At 68.3% G+C, this 12876-nt stretch carries 13 protein-coding genes; 6 read left to right on the forward strand and 7 right to left on the reverse strand.

Annotated elements, in window-relative coordinates; all coding sequences use genetic code 11:
* Positions 1-63 precede the first annotated feature (63 nt).
* Positions 64-1245, reverse strand: a complete 1182-nt coding sequence (locus tag B072_RS0122515) for an L-talarate/galactarate dehydratase (protein WP_018532240.1) — start codon at positions 1243-1245, stop codon at positions 64-66.
* A gap of 208 nt (positions 1246-1453) precedes the next feature.
* On the opposite strand from B072_RS0122515, the gene B072_RS0122520 reads away from it, so the two are divergent.
* A complete protein-coding gene (locus B072_RS0122520; protein WP_018532241.1) occupies positions 1454-2335 on the forward strand; it encodes a LysR substrate-binding domain-containing protein in 882 nt (293 codons plus the stop codon).
* Positions 2336-2568: 233 nt separating this feature from the next.
* Positions 2569-3966, forward strand: a complete 1398-nt coding sequence (locus B072_RS0122525; protein WP_018532242.1) for an MFS transporter — start codon at positions 2569-2571, stop codon at positions 3964-3966.
* Between the two features lie 740 nt (positions 3967-4706).
* Here the strand turns inward: B072_RS0122525 and B072_RS43820 are convergent.
* Complete coding sequence (locus B072_RS43820; RefSeq protein ID WP_158689228.1) at positions 4707-5009, reverse strand: SH3 domain-containing protein; 303 nt, start codon at positions 5007-5009, stop codon at positions 4707-4709.
* 135 nt (positions 5010-5144) lie between these two features.
* Complete coding sequence (locus B072_RS0122545; RefSeq protein WP_018532245.1) at positions 5145-5516, reverse strand: hypothetical protein; 372 nt, start codon at positions 5514-5516, stop codon at positions 5145-5147.
* Between the two features lie 155 nt (positions 5517-5671).
* Here B072_RS0122545 and B072_RS0122550 point away from each other — a divergent pair, with 155 nt between their 5' ends.
* Positions 5672-5923, forward strand: coding sequence for a hypothetical protein (locus B072_RS0122550; protein WP_018532246.1), 252 nt, complete (start codon positions 5672-5674; stop codon positions 5921-5923).
* A gap of 100 nt (positions 5924-6023) precedes the next feature.
* Here B072_RS0122550 and B072_RS0122555 read toward each other — a convergent pair whose 3' ends face one another.
* Entirely contained in the window at positions 6024-8000 is a 1977-nt protein-coding gene (locus B072_RS0122555; protein WP_018532247.1) for a discoidin domain-containing protein, read from the reverse strand.
* Between the two features lie 371 nt (positions 8001-8371).
* The gene (locus B072_RS0122560; protein ID WP_018532248.1) at positions 8372-9058 is read right to left on the reverse strand and encodes an SDR family oxidoreductase; all 687 of its coding nucleotides are present in this window, start codon (positions 9056-9058) and stop codon (positions 8372-8374) included.
* 124 nt (positions 9059-9182) lie between these two features.
* Here B072_RS0122560 and B072_RS0122565 point away from each other — a divergent pair, with 124 nt between their 5' ends.
* Positions 9183-9782, forward strand: a complete 600-nt coding sequence (locus B072_RS0122565; protein ID WP_018532249.1) for a TetR/AcrR family transcriptional regulator — start codon at positions 9183-9185, stop codon at positions 9780-9782.
* A gap of 133 nt (positions 9783-9915) precedes the next feature.
* Here the strand turns inward: B072_RS0122565 and B072_RS0122570 are convergent, their stop codons facing one another.
* Positions 9916-10533 carry a CGNR zinc finger domain-containing protein gene (locus B072_RS0122570; RefSeq protein WP_018532250.1) on the reverse strand — a complete coding sequence of 206 codons (618 nt, stop codon included), beginning with the start codon at positions 10531-10533 and terminating at the stop codon, positions 9916-9918.
* A gap of 173 nt (positions 10534-10706) precedes the next feature.
* Here B072_RS0122570 and B072_RS0122575 point away from each other — a divergent pair, with 173 nt between their 5' ends.
* Positions 10707-11447, forward strand: coding sequence for a metallophosphoesterase (locus B072_RS0122575; protein WP_018532251.1), 741 nt, complete (start codon positions 10707-10709; stop codon positions 11445-11447).
* A gap of 27 nt (positions 11448-11474) precedes the next feature.
* The gene (locus tag B072_RS0122580) at positions 11475-12098 is read left to right on the forward strand and encodes a LysE family translocator (RefSeq protein WP_018532252.1); all 624 of its coding nucleotides are present in this window, start codon (positions 11475-11477) and stop codon (positions 12096-12098) included.
* 412 nt (positions 12099-12510) lie between these two features.
* Here B072_RS0122580 and B072_RS43825 read toward each other — a convergent pair whose 3' ends face one another.
* Positions 12511-12783: a hypothetical protein gene (locus tag B072_RS43825; protein ID WP_324603834.1), complete on the reverse strand. Its 273-nt coding sequence runs from the start codon at positions 12781-12783 to the stop codon at positions 12511-12513.
* Positions 12784-12876: the final 93 nt, after the last annotated feature.

Consider the following 12876-nt stretch of genomic DNA (forward strand, 5'->3'; position numbering starts at 1 on the left):
CTGCTCACGGCGAAACGTCGATCGGGAAGTGGAGGATTTCGCGGGCTGGGTGCCGGACTGGTGTCAGGGGCGGGTGCCGACCTCGTGGTCTGCCACCGTCCAGGCGCGGGCCTGGTCGCTGAGGGTGAAGCCGAGTCCGGGGCGGGAGGAGATGTGCATCCGGCCGTCGCTGATCTCCAGGCGCTCGTTGAACAGGGGCTCCAGCCAGTCGAAGTGCTCCACCCAGGGCTCGATCGGGTACGCGGCGGCGAGGTGGAGGTGGATCTCCATCGCGAAGTGCGGGGCGAGCTGCAGCTGGTGGTGTTCGGCGAGAGCGGCGAGCTTGAGGAACTGGGTGATGCCGCCGATGCGAGGGGCGTCGGGCTGGATGATGTCGGCGGCGTCGTGCCGGATCAGTTCCACGTGTTCGGCGACGGACGCGAGCATCTCGCCGGTGGCGACGGGTGTGTCGAGGGAGGCGGCGAGCGCCGCGTGCCCCTTGGCGTCATAGGCGTCGAGCGGCTCCTCGATCCAGACGAGGTTGAACTTCTCCAGCGCGCGGCCCATGCGCTGGGCGGTGGGGCGGTCCCACTGCTGGTTGGCGTCGACCATGAGCGGGACGTCGTCGCCGACATGCTCGCGCACCGCGCTCAGGCGGGCGAGGTCGTACGTGCCGTCGGGGTGCCCGACCTTGATCTTGATGCCGCCGATGCCGCTGGCCAGGGAGGCGGTGGCGTTGTCGAGGACCTGCTCGGTGGGGGTGTGCAGGAAGCCGCCGGAGGTGTTGTAGCAGCGCACCGAGTCGCGGTGGGCGCCCAGGAGTTTGGCCAGTGGCAGACCGGCTCGCTTGGCCTTCAGGTCCCACAGAGCGACGTCGAAGGCGGCGACGGCCTGGGTGGCCAGACCGCTGCGTCCGACCGAGGCTCCGGCCCACACGAGCTTGGTCCATATGCGGCCGATGTCGCTGGGGTCCTCGCCGATCAGGTGGTCGGCGATCTCCTTGGCATGGGCGAACTGACCGGGGCCGCCGGCGCGCTTGGAGTAGCTGAAGCCGACGCCTTCGTGCCCCTGTTCGGTGGCGATCTCGACGAAGAGGAAGGCCACCTCGGTCATGGGCTTCTGACGGCCGGTGAAGACCTTCGCGTCGCTGATGGGCGTCGCCAGCGGCAGTGTCACCGAGGACAGTCGCAGCCAGGCGATGCGGTCCAGTGTGGCGTCGCCCGCCGTCTGGAAGCTGCGGGGGGTCGTGTTCGTCGTGGTCACCACTTCGTGTCCCTGAGTCGGCATGAGGGGGAACGGACCTGGTCCGCCGCAACGGGCCGGAGCCGTCACTGTGTCCGGAAAACCGCGGCCGGATCGCGCCGCCCCTGCCGGACCCTCCTGACGCTAGGTCCGCCATTGATTTACGTCCAACATAAGTTTTAGATGTCACGATGCGAGATGCGCATGACAGTGGTCGTGAAGGAGTACGTGATTGTTCACCCTGACCCAGCTGACGTGTTTCCTGGCCGTGGCGGAAGAACTGCACTTCACACGGGCTGCGGCGCGGCTGAGCATGACGCAGCCGCCGCTGAGCCGTCAGATCCAGTTGCTCGAGCACGAGTTGGGGGTCCGCCTCCTGGACCGCACCAACCGGACGGTGCGTCTCACTCCGGCCGGCCGGTCATTTCTGGGAGAAGCGCGCCGCATCGTGCGCCAGGCCGAACACGCCGCCCTCTCCGTGCGGCAGGTGTCCACGGGAGAGTCCGGGTCGATCGCCATCGGTTTCACCGCGGCCAGCGCCTACTCCGCGCTCGGCGCCCTGCTGGCCACTTCGCGCTCCGCGCTGCCGGGGGTGGAGATACTGCTGCACGAACTGGTCAGCCGCGATCAGATGGAGGCGCTCGGGGAGGGCTCACTCGACCTCGGCCTCATCAGACCGACCGCCATCGGCGCCGACCTGACCTCGCGCACCGCCGTCCGCGAGGGCCTGGTCGCGGCTCTTCCCGCCGATCACCCACTGGCGACCGGCGGCGACGGTCCCCTCGAACTGGCCGCCTTCCAGGGCCAGGAGTTCCTCATGTACTCCTCCGTGGAAGCCCGCTACTTCCATGAGCTGTTGCTGACCACGTTCCACTCGGCGGGCGTGCGCCCCGTCTTCGTCCAGTACCTCAGCCAGGTCCACAGCATCCTCGCCCTGGTCAACTACGGCTGGGGAGTGGCGCTCGTCCCGGAGGCCGCGGCGAGCATGCGCTACGCCGGAATCGTCTACCGCCCGCTGCACCTGCCGGACGATCCCCACCCGGTCGAGCTGGACTTCGTATGGCGCAAAGACAACGACAACCCCGCACTGACCGCGCTGCTCGAACTCCTGTGAATCCAGGCCTGATAGGCCACGGACACGGCCGCGACATGGTGGTGACATCGCGGCGACACCCCGTCGTGACACCCGCACCACGAAGGACTGATACAAGCTCGCTATCGCAAGCTACAAAATTCGACATAGACGTGAATCACCAGGGTCCCTACGGTCAACTCAGCCACCGGTTCTGTGGCTCGGACCACATGCGGCAGCGCCGCCGTTCCCCCTAGGTCTAGGAGACCCCGACCATGCCCGCTCTCCACCGGCAGGACGAACCGACGACCGCCGCCTCTGCGGACACCTCCGGCAAAGCAGGGCGAATCAGGTACCTGATTCTGGCCATGCTCTTCGTCGTCACCACGATCAACTACGCGGACCGCTCCACACTCTCGATCGCGGGCGACTCGATGCAGGCCGACCTGCACATCAGCTCGGGCGAACTCGGCGTGCTGTTCTCCGCGTTCTCCTGGTCCTACCTCGTCGCCCAGATACCCGGCGGCTGGCTGCTGGACCGCTTCGGCTCGAAGAAGGTCTACGGGCTGGCGATCTTCCTGTGGTCCGTGTTCACCATGCTGCAGGGAGCGATCGGCTTCTTCGCGGGCGCAGCGGTGGTCCTGCTGTTCATTCTCCGCTTCGCCGTCGGCTTCGCGGAAGCGCCTTCCTTCCCGGGCAACTCGCGCCTGGTCGCCGCCTGGTTTCCCACCCGGGAGCGCGGATTCGCCTCGGCGCTGTTCAACTCCGCGCAGTACTTCGCCACCGTGGCGTTCGCTCCCCTGATGGGCTGGCTGGTCACCGCCATGGGCTGGGAGCACGTCTTCACCGTCATCGGCGGCGTCGGCGTGATCCTCGCCCTCATCTGGTTCAAGGTCATCCACGCTCCCCGCAGCCACCCGCGCGTGCAGCGGGCCGAACTCGACCACATCGCCGCCGGCGGCGCCCTCATCGACATGGACGCGCCCACGGCCGATCAGGAGATGCAGGCCAAGCAGGCCACCTCCGGCAAGCAGAACCTGCACCACATGAAGGCGCTGCTGAAGAACCGCATCACCCTGGGTGTCTTCATCGGCCAGTACTTCATCAACACCATCACGTGGTTCTTCCTGACCTGGTTCCCGGTCTACCTGGTGCAGGAGCGGGACATGAGCATCCTCGAGGCAGGATTCGTCTCCTCACTGCCCGCTCTGTGCGGCTTCATCGGAGGCGTCCTGGGCGGCTGGCTCTCCGACCGACTGGCCCGCAGCGGCATCAGCCTCACCGCGGCCCGCAAAATCCCCATCGTCACGGGACTTCTGCTGTCCACCAGCATCATCATCTGCAACTACGTGAACGCCTCCTGGCTGGTGGTCACGATCATGTCGCTCGCCTTCTTCGGCAAGGGCATGGGCGCGCTCGGCTGGGCCGTCATGTCGGACGTCGCCCCCAAGCAGATCGCCGGTCTGGCCGGGGGCCTGTTCAACACCTTCGGCGCCGTCGCAGGGATCGTCACCCCGCTCGTCATCGGCTACATCCTCGACGCCACCGGCTCCTTCGACCTCGCCCTCGCCTTCGTCAGCGCCTGCGCCGCCATGGCCGTGGCCTGTTATCTCGTCATCGTCCGCGAGATCAAGCGCATCGAACTGCCCGACCTGGACCACGCCACCGCATAGCGCCCACACCCGACCGACATCACCGTCCCTGCGCCGAACGCCTCCGAGCCCCTGCCTCGGGGGCGTTCGCCGTCACGGTGTCCCCTCACACCCTTCAGGACCTGAATCTGAAGCTGAAGGTGAAGCTGTACGGGCGGGACAGTCGTGCTCAGGAGGCGTCCAGATCCACGCCCGCGAGCTCGGGCATCGCCTAGCGGGCCAGCACGGAAAGGCTGTCCCGAAACCGCCGACGAGCCGAGATGTCTTCGGTGTGGCTGACGTGGCGTATGCCCCCTTGACTGCTCGACGCGCCGACAAGGGTGGGCCGGAACGTCGGACAAGCAGGCTGAGCGGAGGAGGATGCGGGCGTGCTCCATCGCGTCGCCGAGGCGACCGGAATGCAGGTCTTGGCGAGAGCGGCAGGCGTCAGCATGTCGGCCTTGGGTGGTCGGGCTCGCCGAGGTGGGAATCGGGCTTTAGGCGTTCACCGGTCCAGGGAGCGGGGGCTCCGTCCTCGTCCAGACGGCGCTCGCGGTGGGATTCAATGCGGGCGGCCTGTTGCTCGGCCTCGGGCACATCGAGTTGCCCGGGCGTCAGAAGGGACGCTTCGCGCCGACGGACGCAGCGGCGGGGTCCTCCGACCGAGGCTCGCCGAGTTCCGCCAGCGCTCCACCGAAGCGACCGCCGACTCCGGCGAGCCCGGCGAAGTCGAAGTGGTCTTCCTGCTCGTCGGGCCCTGACCTACGCATACCGGCCCGCACTCAGTCGAGCTGCATGCACGTCGCCTTTTCCAGGAAGTCGCCGCGCACCCAGCCCTTCGCATTGATGGACAGGCCGGACTTGGGGTCGTCCATCGGCGTGACCTTCCGCCACTGCCCCTTCTTGCCCAGCACAGCCACATGATCGTCCTTGCGCAGCAGCCCGTACGAGGCGTACCCCGTCCCCGGACCGCTCCGCAGATTCACCGTGTCCGTCACGTAGTACCCGCAGTCCGCGGACGCCGGAGCCGCACCAAAGAGCGCTCCTCCGGCAAGGAGGACGCCGACAACACTCGCACTGATCATCTTTCGCATGATCCGCTCAACCCGGCGCCCGCAGGACCGGATACGACAACGGCCGCCAGATCACCCCATCGGGTCACCGGCGGCCATCGCCCCGCTGGACACTCAACACAACTGCGTCAACGCCCGGTCAGCGGGCTACTTCCAGATGTCAGCGCACGGCTTGGCGCGCTTCTTGTTCGACTCGACACACAGCAGCGACCCGTGTCGGTAGTCCGTGTGAGGCGACCAAGTCACCGAGTGCATACCGCCATGACGCTTCGCCAGCCGCCAGCCGGAGAGGTTCTCTCGCGTCTCGCTGTGCGCGTGGATCACGTACGCGCGGAACCGCTCGCCCTTGACCGGGCCCTTCGCCCACGCCCGCACCGATTTGACGTGCGTACTCTCTCCCCACACATCGATATGCACACCGCCATACCCACCGTGCGTCTCCGCCGGCACCGTCGCCGACGACGACGGAGTCACCACCATCACCGCAGCGGCCGCCGCCAGGGCGGACTTGATCACCATTCGCATGATCCGCTCAACACCCCGACCTACAGCCCAGGTCACGCGGCCCGACCACGGATCACCCGGACGGCACCCGGAACCTCACCGACGGTGCCGCCGAGCAACGACTTCTCATCTCGAACGGCCCGGCGATCGAACTGAAGGAGATCGGCGCCATGATCAGGGCCCGGCTCGCCGCCGATGCGAGCGACGTACCCACCCGCCGGGCACTGCCGAACATCACCGTGCGCGCCGCAGCGAAGTTCGACCCCCAGCTGCGGGCCATCGTCCCCGACCTCGGTTGCTCGAAGAAGACCTCGAACGAGAAGGCGCGCCGCATCCTTCAGTGGACGCCACGCGATCCGGAGGAAGCCGTCATCGCCGCTGCCGAGAGCCTGGTGAAGAAGGGCCTCAGCACCGAGAAGTGACTCGCCTCCTCACGCACCCCTGCATCAGAACCTGGTCCTCCACCGGGCCCACAGACCGGTCGGCCGCTCCGCCCGGTGGAGGACCAGGGGGCGCTGCCCGTCATGTCCCGTACACGCGGAACTCGGAGACCTGGCCGGCCGGCCAGCCGGAGTTTGCCGTGAAGAGCAGTCGCACGTGGCGCGCGGTCCTACCGGTGGGCAGCGACAGGGTGGCCGTGTTGCCGGTGGCAGGATCGAAGGTGCAGGCCGTGGCGCCGCGCAGGGAGCTGAACGTGGTGCCGTCGGTGCTGCCCTGGACAGCGACGGTCTGGGTACGGGTGGCCCAGGCGGTGGCCGGGGGCAGGGTGAGGACGACGCGGGAGACGGCGGTGGCGGTGCCCAGGTCGACCTGGAGCCATTGCGGGAAGGCGCTGTTGGCGCTCTCCCAGTACGTGTTCGCGTTGCCGTCCACGGTGTTCTGCGAGCCGTAGCTCTGGGTGTGGCTGCTCTCGGTGGTCGGCCGGTTCAGGGCCAGGTTGCCGTTGGTGGGGCCGCCGGTGGTGGTCGCGGTGACGCGGTTGGACGGTTCGGAGGCGGTGCCCGCCGCGTCGAGTGCCTGCGCGTCGAACGTGCAGGGTGTCGACGGGGCGAGCCCGGTCACGGTGAACGTGGTGGCGTTGGCGGCAGTGGTGACGACCGGAGTGACGGTGCTGCCGGTGATTCTCCGGATGCGGTAGCCCGTCACGCCGACGTTGTCCGTGGCCGCGGTCCAGGACAGCGTCACGGTGGTGTCGGTCACGGCGGTGACCCGCAGGTTTCCGGGGGCGGTCGGCGGAACGGTGTCGCCGTTGCCCATCACCGGCCGGGTCGGCCGGACGGCGGTGACGGCGATCTGGCCCTTGAACATCCGGCCGCCGTCGCCGGTCAGGCGCAGATAGTAGTCGGACGAGCAGGCTGTCCCGTCCTCGTCGAGGGCGAGGAAGCCCGACCCGGTCGGCACCCAGGCCTGGGACTCGGCGGTCTTGGCGATCTGGTTGCCTTCGTTGTACTCGTCGAACATCGAGATGTAGGCACTGGGCACTCCGGCCCGGGCCATGTTGTAGAACTGCCGCCACATGAAGTCGCCGTGGGCGCGCTGTCGGTCGCCCACTCCCCCGGGCAGGACGCACGGCTGGTAGTCGATGCCGTGCGCGGTGCACTCGGCGAGGTCGGGCACGGTCGCGACGTTGTAGAAGTTGTCGGCGTCCCCTACGTTGCCGATCCGGCCGACCATCCACGGGGAGAGCATGTCGAAAGCGTGGTAGACGGCGGAGAAGCCCGGCCGGGAGTCCCGGTCGCCGGTACGCCACCAGGTCGGCACGCCTCCGATCACGTAACAGCCTTGCGCCTTGAACCAGTTGACGACGTCCAGGCAGGCGTCCGGGGTGAACGGCCGCTGGTTGTCGTCGAATCCGAAGCCCCAGACGCACACCACCGGCTTGCCGTTCTGCCGTGCGTAGGCGGGGGACATGGTGTGGGCGCGCATCTTGTCGGTCCAGTCCGCCTTGATGTCCGTCCTCATGGACGTCCAGTCCGAGACGTCGTACATCACGTAGAACTTGACGCCCGCCGATTCGGCCGCCTGGCGCACCTTGCCGGCCATGGCGTCGCGGGTCGGTCCCTCGCCGCCGGTGGGGTTGAAGCGCTGGAGTGCGGCGGTGTCGATGCCGTACTGCTTCATCCAGCGGAAGTGGACGTCGACGGTCGACTGGTCGTAGGAGGAGAACAGCGTGGCGGGTAGCCCGTTGCCGAGGTCGGCGAACCCGGTGCGGTAGCCGGTCGGGTAGTCGCGGACGTCGGGCCAGGCCACGATGGCCTTGTTGGACGGGGACGGTGTCTGGCCCCAGTTCTGGGCCCAGTGCCACCAGCCGTCGATCGGGGCGCCGTCCCCGGCGCACGCGAACCAGCCCTGATATCCCACGGTCACCTTGCCGACCACGTCGCCGGGCGGGCTCGCCGCGGCGGCTGCGCCCGCGAACAGGGTCTGGCCGAGTCCGACCGCTCCGGCGACCCCTGCCGTGGTCGCGGCCTGCAGGAGTGCGCGACGCGTGACAGCCATCTGGATCTCCTCCGGTTGATCGCCAACTCCACTGCCGGGAAAGGGTGTTGACCCAGGCATGGGTAGCGGCGGGGTGGATGCGAGGAGAGCGTATTGATGTGGACATGCGGGCGCAAGAGAGAGGCATCATCCCGCAAAAAGGAGAGAAGACTGGCGCAATAGTTCGCTATGTCTCGGCGCTGGCGGCCGGGCCACGGCCGCACTCACTTCCCGCGGCTCGCACGAGAGGGGCGGGCGAGGCGGGTTCGGGTGCTCCTCGTGCGAGCGTGAATGAGTGCGGCCTGCACGACAGCACCCCCACGCCATTGAGACCTGTGGCGCCTTCGATCGAGCGGCCGCGACACCTCGCCGTCACCGCTCGACAGACAGCCTCACGCTGCGCCCGGGGTCGCGGCCAGGCCCTGCTTGACCTGGCGGGTGATGTCGTCGGCGAGGATCTCCGGCAGTCCGGCGCCGATCCCTCGCAGAGCCAGTGCGGCGACCTCGGCGGGGTCGGACTTCTGGTCGGCCGGTACGTGGGCGGCCATATCGGTGTCCATGTAGCCGACGTGCAGGGCCGAGACCGTGATGCCGCGGGGCGCCAGTTCCTCTCGGGACGCGTCGGTCAGCGCCCAGGCGGCGGCCTTGGTCGCGGCATAGGAGCCGAGGGCAGCCGGGTGCGCCCACGACAACACGGAGAGGACGTTGAGCACGGCGCCGCCGCCGTTGGCCTCGATCACGGGGGCGAAGGCGCGGGTCAGCGCGAGGGGGCCGTAGAAGTTCGTTTCCATCTCGGCCCGCAGGGCGTCGAGGTCGCCGGTGAAGAGCGATGTTCCGGTGGACAGACCGGCGTTGTTGACCAGGAGGGTGGTGTCCGCCGCGATGCGTGCCGCCTGCCGCACGGACTCCGGGTCGGTGACGTCCAGGCGTACGGGAACGGCACCGGGGAGGTCCACCGACTCCTGGCGGCGGGCCGCCGCGTACACCTTCGCCCCCTGCGCGACGAGCTGGCTCGCGAGGTGCCTGCCGAGGCCTCGGTTGGCACCGGTGACCAGGGCGGTCGCGTTCTTGAGTTCCACGGGTCCTCCAAGGGTGCGGCGCGGGTACGGTCGACCGCGCTCAATAGATTATGGATGTAATCCAACCTCTGGACTACGATAGATGTCAAGCGTCATTCAAATCGAGAGCAGCGTGGAGGCGGGCATGGGCCGGGTGTCGCAGGCGCAAGCGCGGGAGAACCGTCAGCGGGTCGTGGAGACCGCCTCGCGGCTGTTCCGGGAACAGGGCGTCGACGTGAGCGTCGCCGACCTGATGCAGGCGGCGGGGCTGACCCATGGCGGGTTCTACAAGCAGTTCGCCTCCAAGGAAGCCCTGGTAGACGAGGCCACCGCGCACGCTTTCGCCGAGCGCGCCCGGCAGTACGAGGAGGACGCCGCGCGTTACGCGGGCGCATCAGGGCCGGATGCGCCAGGCGCCGACGCACGGGCCGTTGCCCGTCGCGACCTGATCGACGCGTACCTGTCCCCCGAACACCGGGACAATCCGGCAGAAGGCTGCCCGATCGCCGGACTCGCCACCGACATGGCACGCACCCCGGCCGACCGCGACGCCCACCACACGTACGCGCGAGGGGCCGAGGCCTACGCCGGCCGGCTCGCCGACGAGGACGGAGACGACGACGGACTGACCCGGCTGAGCACCATGGTGGGCGCGCTGGTGCTGGCCCGGGCGACGCGGGGCACACCACTGTCCGACGAGATCCTCAAGACCGTACGTACGAGCCTGACGCGCCCAGAGGTATGACGTCGTCCGTGTCCAAGGGGACTCCCGACGACGCCCGATCAGCGGGCGCGGGCCGTCGTCACGACTGCAGGACGCGTGGTACCTGCCCTGGCGCGGCCGCGTCGGCACGGCCCTGGGGTTTCCCCCTGAGCGATCAGGACGGGGCAGAACCGCCATCAGCTGCCGTGCGCTGACGCCTGTAGTGGCGAGCCGCTCGGGCGCGGTTTCCGCATGACGGCTTGCACCACTCCTGCCGCCCGTGGCTCTTGACGAAGTAGCGCACGCAGCGGGGCGCGGTGCAGGATCGCAACTGCGTGCGCTGCGGGCCGCTGAGAAAGTCGATGGCCGCTCGGGCCAGGGCCGCGACAAGCCGAACGTACGGATCGCTTTCCGCTGACAGCAGTCGGGCGGCAGGGATTCCTTCGTCGGGCCAGTCGATCTGCGGGGCGACCGGTTCCCGCGCGGCAGCCATGTTGAGGTGGGCGATTGCCCGGTCGGCAGTCATCAGGCGATGGGCGTCCGCCGGGCTGGGGGGAGCGGGACTGACCACTCGGGCGAACAGGGCCCGGATGGCCTGCCGGAGCTCGATGATCCCGAGCCTGAGGTCTTCATCTGCTGCGAGTTCTCCAGCCGGAATGTGGCCGGCCAGCAGGTCCCCCTGCTCTTGGATCCAGTGCGTTGTTCCCTGGACGGTGGCGAGGTCATCGGCGACGCCGCCATCTCCGTCATGGCGAATCGTGCTTGCCAGTTCCAATGCCAACCAGCGCCCCACGAGGCGTCCCCTTCCCTCTCGGTGTCCGGTCATCAGCCACTTGTTCACATCCCTCCGCACACCCTAAGGTCCCTAACGGTAAATGGAAAACTTCCGTTAGGTGAGGGAGCGGGTGGAGACACCTGCCCTCGTATGGGACGGCGGCTGAGCCCGCCACTGGAGGCGACTGCGGAATGACGCTGCTTGCACAAATCAGCGACCTGCATCTGGACGGCAGCGAGAGGGCGACCCGACGTGCCACCCGCGTCATGGACTACTTGCGAGCCATGCCCCACCCGGTTGACGCGCTCCTCGTCACCGGGGACATCGCCGATCACGGTGAGGAGACCGAGTACGAGGAAGCAGCTCAGATCCTGACCGCGTCCTTCCCCGTGCTCACCTGCCCCGGAAACCACGACGTGCGACCGGCCTACCGCAAGGCCCTGCTCGGAGAGGCACCCGAGCGCGGCCCCATCAATCAGGCCCACCACATCGCCGGCACCACCATCCTGATGTGCGACTCCACCATCCCGGGCCGCGACGAGGGACGGCTCGACGCGCAAACACTCGCCTGGATCGACACCACCCTCACCGCGCTGCCGCAGGACGCCACGGCATTGATCGCCTTCCACCAGCCGCCGGTCGAACTCCATCACCCCCTGCCTGACTCCGGCATGCTCGAAGAGCCCGGACAACTGGCCGACTTGCTTGACGCACACCCGCAGGTCGCCGCCGTCCTTACGGGCCACGCCCACACCGCGGCCGCCTCTACCTTCGCCGCGCGGCCGCTGATCGTCGGACCGGCCATCACCTGGACCCTGCGCATGCCCTGGGAGGGCGACAAGGCCGCGGACCGCGAGCAGCCGCCCGGCCTCGCGTTCCACATCCTGTCCGACGACCGGCGCCTGACCACCCACTACCGCGTCGTGCTCTGATCCCCGTTCGCACGATCCGGAGGCATCGTGGTCCATCCCTACGCCGTCGCCGGGTTCCTCGTGGCGGTCCTTCCCCTGATCGCCACCCCTGGAGCCAGCCTGGCTTTGCTGGTCCAACACGTCACCGACAGCGGACGCCGTCAGGCTCTTCCCGTCATCCTCGGCACAGTCACCGGCCTGTACATCCACGCCACTCTCGCCATAGCCGGCCTGTCAGCCCTGGTCATGCACTCCAGCCTGGCCTTCACCGCCGTCAAGCTCATCGGTGCCGTCTACCTCATCGGCCTGGGCATATGGACATGGCATTCCGCCGCACGGAACGCGGCACCCGTCCCCGACCGCCAACGCCGGCCGAAGGAGGCGCGTTCTGTCTACGCCCAAGCGTTGCTCGCCAACGTCCTCAACCCGAAGGCGGCAGCTATCTACCTGACCCTGGTCCCCCAGTTCATCGCACCCCGCCAGCCCTTCGGCGGCCAGATCCTCACATTGGCCACCGCCCACGCGATGCTGATCGCACTCTGGCTCGCCGCCTGGACGTTCCTCATCCTGCGTGCCTCACACGCCCTGCGCACGCCCCGCTTCAAGCAAACTGCCGCCAAGGCCACGTCAGCGGTCCTCATCGCCTTCGGTATTCGGAGCGCCGTGGCGTAAGCCGAGGGCCACCTCCTGAGTGTCGGCGAACGACCGTCTGTCGACACTCACGCGCGTGATCACGAACCCGCAGGTGAACACCGACCTGCCCGGCATCCCGGGCGGTCAGGGTGGATGAGGCTCGCTCAGCGCTCGGGTCAGCCCGCGGTTCGCGCCTCACGCCACGTCGAGCTCGTCGGTGCGCTCGTCCAATTCACTGCGGACATCGGCGAGTTGCTGTTCGAGTCTGCAGGCGGAACCGTAGGGCGGGCCGGGGCCCCGCTCCCTAACCATGCGAGCGACGAGTCTCCGTGTGGCGCAGCCTATTTCGAGGCGTACGACGGCTGTTCCAGCACTGGGTGACGGAGCTCTGCGCGGAACCGTGACCACGGCTCAAGGGCGATCACTTGACGGCCATGGCAGGACGATCCGATCAGGCGGTGGAGTGCCCTGCTTCGGCAGCGACAAGGGCAAGGAGACTTTCGGCGGTCTCGGTGATGGTGTCCTCGACAGGACGCGGCTTCCAGACGAGCAGGCGCTGGACCTTCTCCGAGGTGGCGTCGAGGTTCTTGCCGAGGAGCGCGCGCAGCGGGCGCAGTTCCGGTTTGGCCAGGGAGAGACCGCGGGCGGCCCAGACCGGCATTTCCCGCGTGGGCACGCTCTGTGCGCGCCCCGAGGCGTTGGTGGAGAATCTCGGCGACCTCACGGATCCACAGGCTCCGCCCTGACATCGCGGTGAATCGCTGCCCTGCCGCCGCCGGATCGGTCATGGCCCGCAGATGCAGGTCGGCCACGTCGC

Origin of the sequence: Streptomyces sp. HmicA12 (genome assembly GCF_000373565.1) — a bacterium.
In the GTDB taxonomy this organism is placed as follows: domain Bacteria; phylum Actinomycetota; class Actinomycetes; order Streptomycetales; family Streptomycetaceae; genus Streptomyces.